Here is a 15896-nt window from a genome sequence, read left to right on the forward strand (position 1 = left end):
AACAGGAAACCTATACAAACAGGAAAGAACCGTTCCTGCCAGCCTGGGCTGGAGAACGGTTCTTATAGGCCACTCCTTAGTTGGTGAAGGTCAGTCGCTGCAGCATCCGATACAGGATAGCGGAGCTCTGTGCGCGGGTTGCCGTCTCATTGGGAGCGAATCGGTCCTCTCCAACGCCATTGACGATACCCATGGAAGCCATCAGAGCAATGGATTCCTTCGCCCAGCCCTGGAATACGTCCGCATCTTTGAAGGCTTGGCCGCTCTGGCTGTCTTCGCTCGAATAGCCGGCAAATACCATTGCGCGGTGAATCATAACCGCCATCTCTTGACGGGTAATCGTTCTGTTCGGCTGGAAGGTGCCATCCTCATAGCCGAGCACAATTCCCGCTTCGACAGCCGCTTTCACACCCGCAAAGTACCAGTCCTTCTCAGTGACATCATGGAAGGCTGAATCTGTGCCGGACGACGCCGCGGACAACCCAAGCGTCCTTGTGACGAGAGCGGCGAACTCGGCTCTTGTCACCGCCTTGTCCGGCTTGAACTCCGCGTCGCTTATGCCAAGCACGATGCGTCTTGCAGCCATACGCTCGATTTCTTCCTTCGCCCAGTGCTTCGTCACATCCCCGAAGGAAGCGGCATTCTCCAGAACCATATAGGTGCTGTTGGTTCTGCTGTATAGCGTCACTGTATCTCCGGAGATCGTGTAAGGAATCGAGGTGTAACGAATCTCCCCATTCCCATCCTTCTCTACACGAACCACAGCCGTCATGTTTTCATTCACCTTATCAGCCGTCTTAATGGTACGAGGAACATACTGCTGGAAGGACGAGATTTCCGTCGAAGCGCCATCAGAATCGACGGCCAGCACCGTAAAGTCAACGGAAGCCTTCACCTTCCATCCATCTGCCTTCGCACGTTCAGCCGCCGCAGCATCATGGGTTATGACGATGGCAAGCTCGCTCGCTCCGCCAAGCTCCTGAAGCAGAGCTCCTGTAATCGGCAATTGATAGCTTCCAAGTCCGCTCTCGACAACCAAGGTGCGGACAAGTCCATCCCCGGCAGCCTTACGCAGAGCCGCGCTATTCACGAGAACCTTGGAGCCAGCCGTGTTTGCCACCGGATCAACCGTCAAGGTCAGGCGGCCGTTAACCGCGCGCTTCACGGCATCCTCGACAGCCTTGCCGTCTGCTTTCGCCTGGGCGATCGTTTTACCGTTGGAGGTGACGACATTCGTATCCAGCAATACGGTATTATCCGCAGGCTTTTCATTGTCGTTCGGAGTCACCGGATAGACAGGCGGCACATATGCTGCCGTCTTCAGCAACGGACGAACGTTAATGAAAGGATGGCTCGCCGCATACAGCTCGATTGGCACGCCTTGACCGGTCATGTCGGCGACCAGGAATACAGCTTCGCCGTCCAGCCTGCTGTTCACATACTGCGTCATGGCATCCGTCGAGATATTGTAGGAATCCACATTGTAAGGCAGATTATACGTATTATCCTTGAAGCCCTTCATCGTGAATTCACCGAGATACACACCATCCTCAGCTGCTGCTGCCGAAGGGCTGCTCATATCTGTGCTTGTCATGCCATAGACCTGAAGCGTAATCGTCTCGCCGCCAGGATTCGTATCCGTCAGCCTGCCGCTGAGCTGGAGCGACGCAGCGCCCCGTAAATCGATGTTCGCCAGGTCGAACTTGAACAGTGCCGCGAACGGCCCTTCCGCTTGGCCCCGTGTGTCCTCAGCGGCGTAATGCACCGCGTTATAGATTGGATTTCCAGCCATGTTTAGAATGGGAACGCCGCTCGGCGTCACCACATGCCCATGTCCTTTGCGAATTTCGATGCCGCGCATGCTGCCTTCAATGTTGTTGTCCAGCAGCTGAATGTCACGCGGGTTGCCGTTGCCGATATAACCTGCATTCGTGTCGCCGTTATCGTAATCCAGCAGGATCGGCACATCCGTCGCTTCGAAATTCCGAATCGTGTTCTTCGATGCAATCGTTCTTGGCGCGTTCAACAGACGAAGGCCAATTAGCGATTGCTGGTATGGACCTCTGACGAAGGTCGAACGATCAATCTCGATGATATTGTTTTCAATGATGGTATCCGGCGATCCAAGCACCACCGTAATGCCCTCCGCATTGTTGCGCAGCGTGTTGCTGTGAATATAATTGAACGGTCCAGCCTCGCTGTGATTGCTGGGATAGCCGCCGCCAGTATTGCCAAGCGCTATGCCGGCGCCTCTGCGTGTGCCAATAATGGTATTGCCTGATACCTCGTTCAAATATTCGTCTTCCCCGTGCAGATCAATCGCGTCATAGGTGTTGTTGATCAAGGTGTTGTTATGCACCAGGTTGTTATGCGTGTATGCCTGCACAATGATGCCGTGGCGCATCGCATTGGTGCCGTCGAATACATTGTTCTCAATAAGATTGAACTGGGAATCTTCCTCATAGCCGTAACGGTCAACCTTGAAATCGCCTTGCAGCGCGATGCCGTAACCCGCACCGCCTCCGCCAATATCGGTTGCGTCGCGGAATATGGAGTTGCGAACAACAAGATGCTTGCCCTTGGCCATACGCACTCCGGTTTTCTCAAATTTCTCGATAATGACATTGTCCACCACGATATTGTATGGCGCGCTGGCTGAGCTGCCGCTTGTGGACTTGTCAATATAGATGCCATGCTTGTACCCGCCGCGAAGCGGATGGGCGATTGCAGGGTCCGTCGGGTATTCATTATCCCAGGTGGATGAGATTGTCAGGCTCGAGATCGTAATGCTGTTCAGATTCATGGCCGACAGCACTCGGCTGCTGGCATTCGTCAGGCCAGTGCTGACATCATCCGGACCCAGTCGGTTGTCGAAGTCAGACAGCAGAATCGCGCCTTCACGGCTCTCTCCCGTCAGATTAACCCCTGTCTTCAGCATAATGTGTGTATCCGCAGAATAGGTGCTCATGAGCTTGTAGATGCCGTTCGGCAAATACACTTCATCGCCCGGCTGCGCCGCGTTGATGGCATTCTGGATCGCTAGACGGTCATCCGCCACGCCATCTCCAATAGCGCCATGATCCTTCACATTAATTCGTGTGCCTGTCGTTGCATTCGGCAACGGCAGCTCATGCGGGGTTCCGTCAGGATTGTATAGTCCCGCCATGATAGGGCGCTCACCCACGTTAGGGGCAGGCTGCTGATTCACAGGTCCGATAGGGTCGGTAGTATCGCCCGAGACCGGGGAATACACATGCACCGCCGTATAGCCGTTGTAAGCAGTCGCGCTGTTGCCCTTGCCCACAATTCGAACATATCGAGCGTCCGTATTGTCTACGTCGAACGTCTCCATTCCGAGCGTTTTGCCGCTGCTGTTGCCGGTGTAGATGGTATTCCAGGTTATGCCGTCGTTAGAGCTCTGAATATCGAAGGCATAGGATCTTTCGTTTCCTTTGTAGAAGGCGATGCCTGCGTAGCCGATCGTTGACACCGTGCCCAGGTCGTATTGCACCCAAGCTCCTTCACCATTCGCACCCCATCTTGTATTGGGGTTGTCATCAATCGTGTTGGCCGGTTTATTGCCCCAAGTGCCGTCTCCGTTGTACATACTGTCGAAGGCGCTGGCCGATACTTGCGTCTCTGTAAACGTATAGCGCATTTGCGGCTTGGCGGAAGCCTCCAGGGAATTCAAGCTGCTGCCGTTTTTGTCGTTGAGCGCTTGCACCACATAGAAATACGTTTCGCCGTTCTGAAGATTGCTGTCCTCATAAGCAGGCGCTGTTAAGCCTGAAGCCAGTACGGAATAGGAGCCGCCGGAGGAGCTGGCCCTCTTCAGCGTATACGATACCGCATCTGCGACGGGCTGCCATTGCAGCTTAATCGTGGAATGGCCTGGAATGGCCGTCAAGCCTTGCGGCGCAAGAGGCGGATATTCCGTTCTGGCGTACAGCTCAGGAGATGCCAGGCTGTCGCCGGATGCATTATACGCCGTTACCGTATAATAATAATCGGTGTGTACGGTCAAGCCCTGATCCAGGTAGCTCGTGCTCACGCCATCCACAGTGGCAACGACGCTGTAGCTCTCGCCCGAGATGCTGCTGCGGCTAATCTTGTAGCCGACGGCATTCGGCACCTCCGTCCATGTAATGCCGACCTCCGTGTCGCGAATGGCAGCGAACAGCTGGCCCGGTGCTTCGGGCGCTGCCGTTGAAGCCAGCGGAGACGCGGCCGCAGAGGCCGACAGGCTGCCGTCGAGATACACGCCATCCATCGTTTTGGCGGCTGAGCTCACCGCATAATAATAGGTGCTGCCATTGGTGACCGAGGTATCCTGATAGCTGCCGGAGGACACCGTTGCAATGGTGGTAAAAGGTCCGCCTGGCGCTGTTCCTCGCTTCACATGATACCGCTCCGCTCCGGCTGCGCCGGACCACTTCAGGCTGATCTGATTGTCCACTGCAGAGACGATGGTAACCCCAGTCGGAGTACCAGGGAACAGCTTCATGGCATAGATATCATCCACAAACGCCTTCATGCTGCTGCTTCCGAAGAAGCCTACGCTTGAGCCTGTCGGGATGCCTGTTGTATCCGTAACCGTTGCTGTTACCGTCGGACCGCCTTCAATGGAGCCGATCAAGACCGTGTTGCCCGGCGTGCCGGTGGTTTGCATCGTCATCCGGTAATATTGGTTGGCTGTAAAATTCGGAATCGGCACAGATTGCGAAATTTCTGTAATCGTTCCCGAAACCCGCTTGAACAACACCAGATTGTGCTGTGTCGCCGATACCTTGCGTATAGCCACCGCATACATGTTGTTATTGTCCGTTACCCGTGTGGCCACACCGAAGTAGGACGTGCTGGTCGCCGAGCTCGTGTCCGGCTTAACCTTGGCTGAGAACAGCACATCATTGGCGGAATATTCAATAAGCCACGCTGTCGACGTGCCGTTTCCGTTCAAGACCATCCCGACATTCGAGCCTGCGTCTGTGCCGATGCTCCATACTCCGGCACTTGCATTGGATCTCCAATTATTCAAGGTTCTCGCCGTTGTATTGCTGGAGTTTACAGCTTGGCCCATAGGGATCGTCGAATCGAGGTTCTGGAAATCGTCGAACCGTTCGTTGTCCTCATAATAGGCTGCAGAATCAGTATTCTGCGAAGCCTCCGCCCGGTCAACCGGCGGAATAAACGAAAAAATGAGGGCGAAGCTTAGGACCATACTAACGCTTCTTTTCAATAAGCCTTGTTTCATAGAATGACTCCCTCTCTAACTAAGATAGCGCTTACATATACAGCTTCACTATATAGAAAGGAGGGGTTCATGGCGAGGAATTTGCTTATGTAGGGTTGTACTTTTTTTAGCTAACATACAATTAGCCGGTCCCATCGCTCTTATAAGCAATGAGACCGGCTAATCTACGCCTAACGCACCCGATTGTCCGTCAGCTTGAACTGACCCACCATCTGGTGCATCAGCGTCGTAATCCATTCCACATTCTGCGAGGTTTGCTGGACGCTGCCCATCTCCTGGATCAGCTCCTTCATCCGGCTCTCCACCTGGCCCGATACCTTGCGGTTCTCTCGGCTGACCAGGGCGATATTCTCCAGCAGCTGGACCACCTCGTCCACAACGGCTGATTTCCTGGCATCCTGAGAATGCGCAGCGGACAATGTGGCTTTGGCCGCAGCCACGTATTGATTGCCTTCCTCCACCACCTGCGTACCTTCGTCCATGGAGACGTACGCCCGCTCCGCTTCCTTATAGATTTTGTGCGTGATGGCATGGACTTCTTCCGTCGACTCTCTCGTGCTGTTAGCCAGCTTGCGAATTTCGCTGGCGACGACAGCGAAGCCACGGCCCTGCTCGCCGACACGGGCCGCTTCAATCGAGGCGTTCAGCGCCAGCAGATTCGTCTGCGACGAAATTTGCTCGATGACCTGCAGCACGCTTTGAATTTCCTGAACGGTCTTCATAAAGGTGCGGATGGTCTCGTTCGTCTCGCCAACCTTGGCCGATATATGGCCCATCTTGTCGCCGATCCGATCCACTTCCTGCTTCGCCATTACAATCTGCTCGGCGGCCTGCTCCTCCAGCCTAAGCAGCGTGGCGCGCATCATATCCGCCGTTTCCTTCGCCATGTCGATATCCTTCAGCTGCAGCCGTATGCTGCTGATCATTTCGTTAATTTGACCGCTGACCCTGCTTGTCGAGTGCGATGTGGCATTCGCCGTATCGTTCAGCGCGCGCTGGCTGGCGGTCACATCGGAGGCCGCCGCTTTCACCTGCAGCATAATGCCTTCAATGGAATCCATCATATTGTTCAGCCACTTAGCCATGTCCTTGATCTCATCATTGTCGAAGGAGGTGAGCGGCAAGCGCTTGGTCAGATCGCCCCTGCCCTCCGCGTTCATACGGATAAATCGTGTGACGTCCCGCATATGGTTGACGACGCGGCGATCCTCTCTTTTTTTGAAGAAGCCGATAACCCCGAGACCAAACAACAGGTTGCAGCTTCCAGCTACAAGTCCGATCGCCCAGACCGGCGCCTGAATCGCAACAAAGGTGACCAGCAGAGCCAGAAGAATGCTTGCCGTAAGCGTCGTCAGCACATGCAGCTTCAGCTGACGGAACCGGATGCTGCGAATGCGGTAAACCTCTTCCAGATCGCCCTCGCACATCATGCCCCACTTGTCGGGGCAATGCGGCAGCTGGAAGGTAACCCCTTTGCCAATGACAGAAATATGGCGATAATCCGAGTAGCCTGGGAATTCGACAAACAGGTTGCTTCCATTGCGGATTGTGTTCGCCACGCCGGGATGCAGCTCGCCAGTCGCCGGATCGGTGAACAGCAGCTCCAGCTCGGTATGCTCCTTCACGGTTACCGTGCCCCATTCGGTTGTGACGCCGTCCTTCAGGTTCTCGCCGTGGGTGAAGGTGCGATCCTCGAATCGGCTGCGGGAAAGCGCCGTGCCCGGCTTAATGGATGGATTCAGCATCGGCTTCGCCATAAAGATATAGTTGTCTCCGGAATCCGGATACACATGGCCCGACTCCCGTTGAATGAGGTCGCCAATGACATCGTTTGGCACACGACCGCAGATGAAGCCCGTCAGAATGCCGTTAAGCTTCACCGGTGCAACGAACAGAAGCGTAACCGCGTCATGAAACGAAGAGCTTCTAGCGCCAAGCTGAAGCGTGACGGGATCGCGATACGGCCCATACAGGCAATTGCGGCCCTCTCCGCCATGGCTGGCATACTGGAGCGCTTCATGCAGCAAGCTTCCCTCTCCGTACCGCTGTCCGAGGTGCTTATTATGTGTGGATGCCGCAACGCAGCCATCCTTAGCATCGAGATAAAACAGCTCCGTCATATCGATAGCGCGATTATAGGTGCTCTGCAACAGCGCTTCGAGGAGCACCGACGATTGAGACGTCGCGCCAGCCTGCGATTGAGACGAACGTGTCGGCGATTGTGGCGCACCAGCCTGCGTGTGAGGCGCACCTGTCAGCGTTTGAGGTGAACCTGTCAGCGACTGTGGCACACCTGTCAGCGTTTGAGGTGCACCAGCCGTCGACGCATGCAGCAGCCCTTCCACCTCGTTACGCAGTCGCTCCATCAGCATCCAGTTATCCCCCGCCCAACCCAGCAGCAGCTCCTTACGCGTCTCCGCAAAGCCCTCGAACGTTGACTCTACGTCCTCCTTCAAATCCTTGTTCAACTGCCATGATACCCAAAGCGGAAACCCTGTTTTCATGCCCAGCCAATCAAACATAAATCTCTCCCCACTCTCTCTCCGCTGTTACCTATTAATGATGTTAACTATTCTAACATATACGCAGAGAAATTTGGGTATTATTCATTGTTCATGCGAATAAATTTTTTGAATGATTTATTATCAATTTGAAATGATTTTATAGATGATTATTTTGATTTTTTTAATCATAAGTTTCGAGATTGCGTGTCGCTGTAGCGCGCTAAGAGACCTCATGCGCTTCAACAACGACACCTCGTGTCGTTGTTCCGCCAACTAACTCCACTTTCGCCGCTATAGCCACACCTCATGTCGTTATCGCTCTCCAAGGGACCTCATCCGCTCCAACAACGACACCTCGTGTCGTTGTTCCGCCAACTAACTCCACTTTCTCCGCTATAACCACACCTCATGTCGTTATCGCTCTCCAAGGGACCTCATCCGCTTCAACAACGACACCTCGTGTCGTTGTTACGCCAACTAACTCCACTTTCGCCTCTATAGCCACACCTCATGTCGTTATCGCTCTCCAAGGGACCTCATTCGCTACAACAACGACACCTCGTGTCGTTGTTCCGCCAACTAACTCCACTTTCGCCGCTATAGCCACACCTCATGTCGTTATCGCGCTCCATGAGACCTAATTCGCTACAACAACGACACCTCGTGTCGTTGTTCCGCCAACTAACTGCCCCTTCGCCGCTATAGCCACACCTCTTGTCGTTATCGCGCTCCAAGGAACCTCATCCGCTCCAACAACGACACGCGGTGTCGTTGTTCCGCCAACTAACTCCACTTTCGCCGCTATAGCCACACCTCATATCGTTATCGCACGCCAATCTACCTCAATCACTCAAACAACGACACCTCGTGTCGTTGTTCCGCCAACTAACCAAACAAAGCTTCGCCCTGTGCATCATCTCGTCCACGCAAGGCGTAGCATTGGTGCTTCTAACGAACGTAAAATACGCTTACACGACTCTAATTGGCGATCCCAGGCTGTGACGGACATTTTCGATCGTTAGAATAACGATTGAGCGAGAGTCCCTCCGTTTCGGACCGCTAAGCGTCCAATTTGACCGTTACATTCTGAGCGATGCCAAATTTGAGCTCTAAGTGTCTTTTATGATCGTTACCGAGCTCAAACGCCAGTTTGGACGAAAATTCGACTATTGAAACTCACACGATATACAGCCAGCCGACCGCTCTCCCATTAAACATGAGTTAGAAGCCTGCTTCGCCCCGAATTTGAATGAGAAAATGCAAAAAAGGCATCCCGGCGCTGAAGCCTGCGGATGCCTTCTTCTATTGGAATTAACGCTGCGAGACGCCGATCCGATTCATAGCACGCTGGAGCGCAAGCTCCGCGCGACGGAAATCGACTTCGTCCTGCCTGGCGGCAAGACGCTGCTGAGCGCGCTGCTTGGCAGCCTCGGCGCGTTCCACGTTAATATCTCTTGCCATCTCGGCACTTTCGGCCAGGATAACAACCTTGTCCTTGCGAACCTCGATAAAGCCGCCGTTAACGGCTACGACATCGACTTGGCCATTGCGCTTGATTATAACCGGAGCAATGCGAAGCGGCGTTACAAGCGGAATGTGATTCGGCAAAATGCCGAGCTCGCCTTCCGAGCCTGTTACGCTAACCATATTCGCCGTCTCTTCGTACACCTTGCGCTCTGGCGTTACGATTTCTACCTGAAAGGTACTCATGTGGATCCCTCCCGCCTACCGCTATTAAAGCGTTTCGGCTTTCTTCACGGCGTCTTCGATGACTCCTACGTAACGGAAAGCTTCTTCCGGAAGATGATCGTATTTGCCTTCGAGAATTTCCTTGAAGCTGCGTACGGATTCTTTGACTGGAACGTAGATGCCTTTGTTGCCTGTGAACGGCTCAGCTACGTGGAACGGCTGGGACAGGAACAGCTGAATGCGGCGAGCGCGGCCAACTGTGATCTTGTCTTCCTCGCTCAGCTCGTCCATACCGAGAATCGCGATAATATCTTGAAGCTCTTTGTAGCGCTGAAGAATCTTCTTCACGCCTTGAGCGACGTTGTAATGCTCTTCGCCCAGTACTTCAGGCGACAGGATACGAGAGGAGGACGCCAGCGGGTCAACCGCCGGGAAGATACCCATCTCGGAAATTTTACGCTCCAGGTTCGTCGTTGCGTCAAGGTGAGCAAACGCCGTAGCAGGAGCCGGATCCGTGTAGTCGTCCGCAGGAACGTAGATCGCCTGGATCGAAGTAACGGAGCCTTTTTTCGTGGACGTGATACGCTCTTGCAGCTGACCCATCTCAGTTGCCAGCGTTGGCTGGTAACCTACCGCCGATGGCATACGTCCCAGAAGGGCCGAAACCTCGGAGCCCGCTTGCGTGAAGCGGAAGATGTTGTCAACGAACAGAAGAACGTCGCGGCCTTCTTCGTCGCGGAAGAATTCAGCCATTGTCAGACCCGTCAAGGCAACGCGCGCGCGCGCTCCTGGCGGCTCATTCATCTGACCGAATACCATCGCTGTTTTGCTAAGTACTCCGGAGTCTTTCATCTCGTGGTACAAGTCATTGCCCTCACGAGTACGCTCGCCTACGCCGGCGAATACGGAGATACCGCCATGCTCTTGCGCGATGTTGTTGATCAGCTCTTGGATCGTTACCGTCTTACCTACGCCGGCACCGCCGAATAGGCCGATTTTGCCGCCTTTGGTGTAAGGCGCGAGCAAGTCGATAACTTTAATGCCTGTTTCCAGAATTTCCGCTTGCGTGGACAGCTCGTCGAACGCAGGTGCGGAACGGTGAATCGGCAGATTCACTTCGGATGTAACGTCGCCAGCTTCGTCGATTGGCTCGCCAAGTACGTTGAATACGCGGCCAAGCGTAGGAGCGCCGACTGGAATCGTAATTGGTGCGCCAGTATCAACGGCTTCCATACCGCGAACCAGACCGTCCGTCGTGCTCATTGCAATTGCGCGAACCATGTTGTCGCCAAGGTGAACGGCAACTTCAAGCGTAAGGTTAATGTCGATACCGCCGCCCACAGCCTTGTTGTCGATCTTAACGGCGTTCAGAATCTCCGGCAGATTGCCGCGTTCGAACTCCAGGTCGACGACTGGACCCATGACGGATACAACGCGTCCTTTTTTCATTGCTTTCCCTCCTGCTTCCTTCTTATATGCTAAGAATCAAATTACGATTGTGCGTTAGCTCCCGCAACGATCTCGGTAATCTCTTGCGTGATCGCCGCCTGACGCGCGCGGTTGTACGTCAGCGTCAATTGGTTGATCATCTTCGTGGCGTTCTTCGTCGCGCTGCCCATGGCTGTCATACGCGCGCCGAATTCGGAAGCCTTGCCGTCAAGCACAGCGCTGTAGATCAGCGTCTCCGCGTATTTCGGCAGCAGAACCTCCAGCACGCCTTCCGGCGATGGCTCATATTCGTAAGCCGATACCGCTGCTCCTCCGTCAATCTCCTCAAGTGGGAGCAGACGGATTTCCGATGGAATCTGGGTAATCGCGTTCACGAATTGGTTGTAGCACAGGTAGAGCTCATCATAAGCGCCATCCGCGAACATCTGAACGGCAGTCGAAGCAACCGATTTGATGTCTGCGAACGTTGGAGCATCCGGAAGCCCGATCACTTCTTCAATGATCGGCATGTTGCGGCGCTTGAAGTAATCGCGGCCCTTCCGCCCAATCACGAATAACGCGTATTCGTCTGCGGATTTATGCTTCTGCTTGATGGTTTGCGTCACTTTGCGGAGGATGTTAGCATTGTAGCCGCCAGCCAGACCGCGGTCGGACGTAATGACGAGATAACCCGTCTTCTTGATGGGACGGGACTCCAGCATGGGATGCTTCACATCCTTGGTGCCCGCTGCGATGCTCGCTACAACCTCTTTCAGCTTGTCCGCGTAAGGACGGGATTGCGTTGCTGCCTCCTGTGCCTTTCTCAGCTTGGAAGCCGCGACCATCTCCATCGCTTTCGTGATCTGCTTCATGTTTTGCTTGCTCTTGATCTCGCGTTTAATATCGCGCATGCCTTTTGCCATTTGTTTCACCCGCCTTTGAGTGCCCCGACTTCCGTCAGAGCGTGGTAAGGGTCTACGCCCGGACGAGCCCGCCGAGCGTAGAATATGTTAACCCGATGCCCCAATCAGAGCTTCTACGCGCAGGCTGGTGCCGGCGCTTCGAACGCTTGCTTAGGCAAAGCTTTTCTTGAATGTTTGGATGGCTGCGACAAGCGCCTTCTCGTTGTCCGCTACCAAGTCTTTGGTGTCGCGGATGGAAGCGCCGATCTCCGGATGGTTGGATTCCAGGAACGCCAGGAATTCTCTTTCGAAGCGGCCGATATTCTCCAGCGCTACGTCGTCAAGGTGGCCTTTAACCGCTGTGTAGATCGAGATCACTTGCTTCTCAACCGGCATCGGCTGGTTCACGCCTTGCTTCAGAATTTCCATTGTACGCGCGCCGCGGTTCAGACGAGCCTGAGTCGACTTGTCGAGGTCGGAGCCGAACTGAGCGAACGCTTGAAGCTCGCGGTATGCCGCAAGGTCCAGACGGAGCGTGCCGGCAACCTTCTTCATCGCCTTGATCTGCGCGGAACCGCCTACGCGGGATACGGAGATACCGACGTTAACCGCCGGACGTTGGCCGGAGTAGAACAGGTCGGACTCAAGGAAGATCTGGCCGTCCGTGATGGAGATCACGTTCGTCGGGATGTAAGCCGAAACGTCGGACGCTTGCGTCTCGATGAACGGCAGAGCTGTGATCGAGCCGCCGCCGAGCTTGTCGCTCAGCTTAGCTGCGCGCTCCAGCAAGCGGGAATGCAGGTAGAATACGTCGCCCGGATAAGCCTCGCGGCCCGGAGGACGACGGAGAAGCAGGGACAGCTCGCGGTAAGCCGCGGCTTGCTTCGACAGGTCATCGTATACGATCAGGACGTGCTCGCCTTTGTACATGAAGTACTCAGCCATGGATACGCCTGCGTATGGAGCCAGGAACAACAGTGGAGCCGGCTCGGAAGCGCTCGCTGTTACGACGATGGTGTAGTCCATCGCGCCGTGGCGGCGAAGAGTTTCCACAACGTTGGCTACTGTGGATTGCTTTTGGCCGATGGCAACGTAGATACATTTTACGCCATTGCCCTTTTGGTTGATGATCGCGTCGATCGCGATCGCCGTTTTACCTGTTTGACGGTCGCCGATGATCAGCTCGCGTTGACCGCGGCCGATTGGCACCATCGCGTCGATTGCTTTGATACCCGTCTGCATAGGCTCATGAACCGATTTACGGTCGATAACGCCTGGCGCCGGGGATTCAACCGGACGAGTTGCTGTTGTGTTCGTTGGACCTTTGCCGTCAACCGGCTGGCCCAGCGGATTAACGACGCGGCCCAGAAGCTCGTCGCCAACAGGTACTTCCATGATGCGGCCCGTGCGTTTCACTTGGTCGCCCTCGCGAATGTCCGTGTAAGGACCGAGGATAACGACACCCACGTTGCTTTCCTCGAGGTTCAGCGCCATGCCGATTACACCGTTCGCGAATTCGAGCAGCTCGCCTTGCATCGCGTTCTCAAGGCCGTGTACGCGAGCGATACCGTCACCGACATTGATGACTGTGCCGACGTCTACGACTTGAATCTCGGATTTATATTGTTCGATCTGTTGTTTAATCAGCGTGCTGATTTCATCAGGTCTGATACTCAATTCGTTCACCCCTATCTACAGTGCTTTGGAATGTAAAGATTTTTGTAAACGCTCCAGCTTGCCGGACAAGCTTCCGTCGTACAGGCGGTCGCCGATGCGCACTTGCATGCCGCCTAGCAGCGCTGGCTCGACAATTTGCTGTGCAATAATTTTTTTGCCTGTGATGCTTCCGAATTGCTCCGCGACTCCCGCTAGCTCAGCGTCGGACAGCTTCTGCGCGGTGTATACCGTCGCATGAGCTTGACCAAGAGCTTCTCCCGCGATCTTCGTGTAAGCTTCGTATACGTCGCCGATCAGCTCTTGACGGCCGCGCGATACGATAACTCTCAGCGTATCCAGCACAAGACCGGACACTTTGTCGCCGAAAGCGGATTTCAGCACTTCAATCTTGGATGCAGGCGCAACGCTTGGAAGGGAAAGGAACTTCCCGATCTCTGCGTCTTGAGTCAGGGCGTCCGCGATCAGCTTGAGCTGCGCTTCAACCTCCGAAACGATGCTGCTGCCGGAAGCTAGCTCGAACAAGGCTTTTGCGTAGCGCTTCGCTACTACCGTGTCGCGGCTCATTTGCTTCCGACCTCTTTCAGGTATTGATCAACCAGCTGCTCCTGGGACTTCTCGTCCACTTGCTTCTCGATGATCTTGGAAGCGATTTGAACGGAGATGCCTCCGACTTCCGAGCGGAGCGCTGCGATCGCTTTGTTCTTCTCGCTTTCGATATCCTTAAGCGCGTCGCCTTTCAGGCGGCCCGCTTCGTTCTTGGCGGATTGAACGATCTCTTCCGCTTGCTTCGTGCTGGTTGTTCTTGCTTGCTCGATGATGGCGTAAGCTTCCTTGCGTGCTTGCTCAAGCGCCGCCTTCTGCTCTTCCATCGAAGTTTCTGCTGCTTTGCGGCTTGTCTCAGCCGTGTTCATCTGCTGCTGGATCAGCTGTCTGCGCTGCTCCATGATCGAGAACAATGGGCCAAAAGCATATTTGTTGAGCAGCCAGTACAAGATCAGAAACGCCGCGATCGCGAATACCGTCGATTCCCATACAAAATCCATTCTGCCACTCCTTCCTACCAACTTATAAAGGTAGTTCAAAAACCCCGATTTTGATCACGAAGCTATTCATGAAGCATACTCGGCATCGAATCTTGAATTCAGCCGAAACTTCCGGTTCTCACGTAGCGCTGCTACGCTCCGATCCTCATTTTCTAGCTTCATTCAACCTTCTCGGTGCTGAAAACCGGGATTTTTGAACGTTTATTCGAAGTTATTTCTTAAACATCTCGTATTCACAACGAAGGCGAAGAGGGCTAGGCCTTCCCCGCCAATGGCTCGAGTATGACGATTCTTAAGCGAAGAACGCCAAGAAGCCGATAACTACGCCGATGATCGGCACAACTTCGACGATACCAACGCCGATAAACATTGTTGTTTGCAGCTTGCCTTGAAGCTCAGGCTGACGAGCGATACCTTCGATTGTTTTGCTTACGATCATACCGTTACCGATACCTGCGCCAAGTGCGCCCAAACCAACTGCTAGTGCTGCTGCCAAAACTCCGTAATCCATTTAAAAATCCTCCTCGAATATAGGTTTTAGATTGGTGGTGTTGCGGTTAGATATATCTAATCCCGTTCAAGATATCGAACCCGACTCTCAGACGGGGCTTAAACCAAAGCTTAATGCGCTTCGTCTTCGTGATGATGAACTGTAGCTTGCGAGATGTACACCATCGTCAGAATGGTGAACAGGAATGCCTGGATAGCGCCTACGAAAATACTGAAGCCCTGCCAAATCGCCAGGAACGGAATACCGACCACGCCCAGCATCAGAATGGTTGAGATCAGAACCTCGCCCGCGAAGATGTTCGCGTAGAGACGAAGAGCCAGTGTAATCGGTTTTGAGATCTCCTTAATGATGTTAAGCGGCAAGAAGATCGGGAACGGCTCTACATAGTGCTTGATGTAGTGCTTCGTGTTCTCCTTCAGGCCCAGGTAGTGAACAAGGAAGATCACCGTAATCGCGAGACCGGCTGTAACCTCTAGAGCAGCTGTCGGGGATTTCCAGAATGCCATGTGCACCGCACCACCGTGATGCTCCAGAACTTCCTTCGTAATGCCAAAGAATTCGTTCTCGTGATGGAAATCGAACACGATACCGAATGGCAAGCCAAGTAAGTTGGACACGAAGATGAACATGATCAGCGTCATGCCTAACGACACGAAACGCTTTACCTTCTCAAGCGGCATCGTGCTCGCGATTGTGTTGTGAACGAACTCGACGACCCACTCCATGAAGTTCTGCAGCTTGCCCGGATTGTGTAAGGACAGGTTGCGAACGGCGAGACGAGCAAGCAGGAAGGTAATTATCGAAGAGATAATGATTGCTCCCCACGTCGACAAGTCAATTTCGAAGCCGCCCACAATAATTATGGGAAATTCATGCATGTAACAATTTCAC

11 protein-coding genes are annotated in these 15896 nt (G+C 54.0%); all 11 read right to left on the reverse strand.

Features of this window, described 5'->3' with window-relative positions:
- Positions 1-76: 76 nt before the first annotated feature.
- The gene (locus tag AB1S56_RS23680; RefSeq protein ID WP_340870854.1) at positions 77-5251 is read right to left on the reverse strand and encodes an S-layer homology domain-containing protein; all 5175 of its coding nucleotides are present in this window, start codon (positions 5249-5251) and stop codon (positions 77-79) included.
- A gap of 170 nt (positions 5252-5421) precedes the next feature.
- Positions 5422-7773, reverse strand: coding sequence for a methyl-accepting chemotaxis protein (locus AB1S56_RS23685; protein ID WP_340870853.1), 2352 nt, complete (start codon positions 7771-7773; stop codon positions 5422-5424).
- Positions 7774-8392: 619 nt separating this feature from the next.
- The gene (locus AB1S56_RS23690; RefSeq protein ID WP_340870852.1) at positions 8393-8566 is read right to left on the reverse strand and encodes a hypothetical protein; all 174 of its coding nucleotides are present in this window, start codon (positions 8564-8566) and stop codon (positions 8393-8395) included.
- A 500-nt stretch (positions 8567-9066) separates the two neighbouring features.
- A complete protein-coding gene (locus tag AB1S56_RS23695; protein ID WP_340870851.1) occupies positions 9067-9465 on the reverse strand; it encodes a F0F1 ATP synthase subunit epsilon in 399 nt (132 codons plus the stop codon).
- Positions 9466-9489: 24 nt separating this feature from the next.
- Positions 9490-10893 (reverse strand): F0F1 ATP synthase subunit beta, encoded by a 1404-nt coding sequence (gene atpD, locus AB1S56_RS23700; RefSeq protein ID WP_340870850.1) that lies wholly within the window; start codon positions 10891-10893, stop codon positions 9490-9492.
- A 41-nt stretch (positions 10894-10934) separates the two neighbouring features.
- On the reverse strand, positions 10935-11795 hold the full coding sequence (gene atpG, locus AB1S56_RS23705; protein ID WP_340870849.1) for an ATP synthase F1 subunit gamma: 861 nt from the start codon (positions 11793-11795) through the stop codon (positions 10935-10937).
- A gap of 150 nt (positions 11796-11945) precedes the next feature.
- Positions 11946-13451 (reverse strand): F0F1 ATP synthase subunit alpha, encoded by a 1506-nt coding sequence (atpA, locus tag AB1S56_RS23710; RefSeq protein ID WP_340870848.1) that lies wholly within the window; start codon positions 13449-13451, stop codon positions 11946-11948.
- A gap of 15 nt (positions 13452-13466) precedes the next feature.
- Positions 13467-14015 carry a F0F1 ATP synthase subunit delta gene (locus tag AB1S56_RS23715; RefSeq protein ID WP_340870847.1) on the reverse strand — a complete coding sequence of 183 codons (549 nt, stop codon included), beginning with the start codon at positions 14013-14015 and terminating at the stop codon, positions 13467-13469.
- The gene (atpF, locus tag AB1S56_RS23720; protein ID WP_340870846.1) at positions 14012-14494 is read right to left on the reverse strand and encodes a F0F1 ATP synthase subunit B; all 483 of its coding nucleotides are present in this window, start codon (positions 14492-14494) and stop codon (positions 14012-14014) included. The genes AB1S56_RS23715 and atpF overlap by 4 nt, the downstream gene beginning before the upstream one ends.
- 292 nt (positions 14495-14786) lie before the next feature.
- Positions 14787-15005 (reverse strand): F0F1 ATP synthase subunit C, encoded by a 219-nt coding sequence (gene atpE / locus AB1S56_RS23725; protein ID WP_340870845.1) that lies wholly within the window; start codon positions 15003-15005, stop codon positions 14787-14789.
- Between the two features lie 110 nt (positions 15006-15115).
- Positions 15116-15883: a F0F1 ATP synthase subunit A gene (gene atpB / locus AB1S56_RS23730; RefSeq protein ID WP_340870844.1), complete on the reverse strand. Its 768-nt coding sequence runs from the start codon at positions 15881-15883 to the stop codon at positions 15116-15118.
- Between the last annotated feature and the right edge of the window lie 13 nt (positions 15884-15896).

It is taken from the genome of Paenibacillus sp. PL2-23 (genome assembly GCF_040834005.1).
Lineage (GTDB): Bacteria > Bacillota > Bacilli > Paenibacillales > Paenibacillaceae > Pristimantibacillus.

What these genes read in the sequence shown, in the direction of transcription:
- atpD (WP_340870850.1), bottom strand. Translation starts at nt 10,893, where the DNA reads ATGAAAAAAGGACGCGTTGTATCCGTCATGGGTCCAGTCGTCGACCTG.
- atpF (WP_340870846.1), bottom strand. Translation starts at nt 14,494, where the DNA reads ATGGATTTTGTATGGGAATCGACGGTATTCGCGATCGCGGCGTTTCTG.
- atpB (WP_340870844.1), bottom strand. Translation starts at nt 15,883, where the DNA reads ATGCATGAATTTCCCATAATTATTGTGGGCGGCTTCGAAATTGACTTG.
- atpE (WP_340870845.1), bottom strand. Translation starts at nt 15,005, where the DNA reads ATGGATTACGGAGTTTTGGCAGCAGCACTAGCAGTTGGTTTGGGCGCA.
- AB1S56_RS23685 (WP_340870853.1), bottom strand. Translation starts at nt 7,773, where the DNA reads ATGTTTGATTGGCTGGGCATGAAAACAGGGTTTCCGCTTTGGGTATCA.
- atpG (WP_340870849.1), bottom strand. Translation starts at nt 11,795, where the DNA reads ATGGCAAAAGGCATGCGCGATATTAAACGCGAGATCAAGAGCAAGCAA.
- AB1S56_RS23695 (WP_340870851.1), bottom strand. Translation starts at nt 9,465, where the DNA reads ATGAGTACCTTTCAGGTAGAAATCGTAACGCCAGAGCGCAAGGTGTAC.
- AB1S56_RS23680 (WP_340870854.1), bottom strand. Translation starts at nt 5,251, where the DNA reads ATGAAACAAGGCTTATTGAAAAGAAGCGTTAGTATGGTCCTAAGCTTC.
- AB1S56_RS23715 (WP_340870847.1), bottom strand. Translation starts at nt 14,015, where the DNA reads ATGAGCCGCGACACGGTAGTAGCGAAGCGCTACGCAAAAGCCTTGTTC.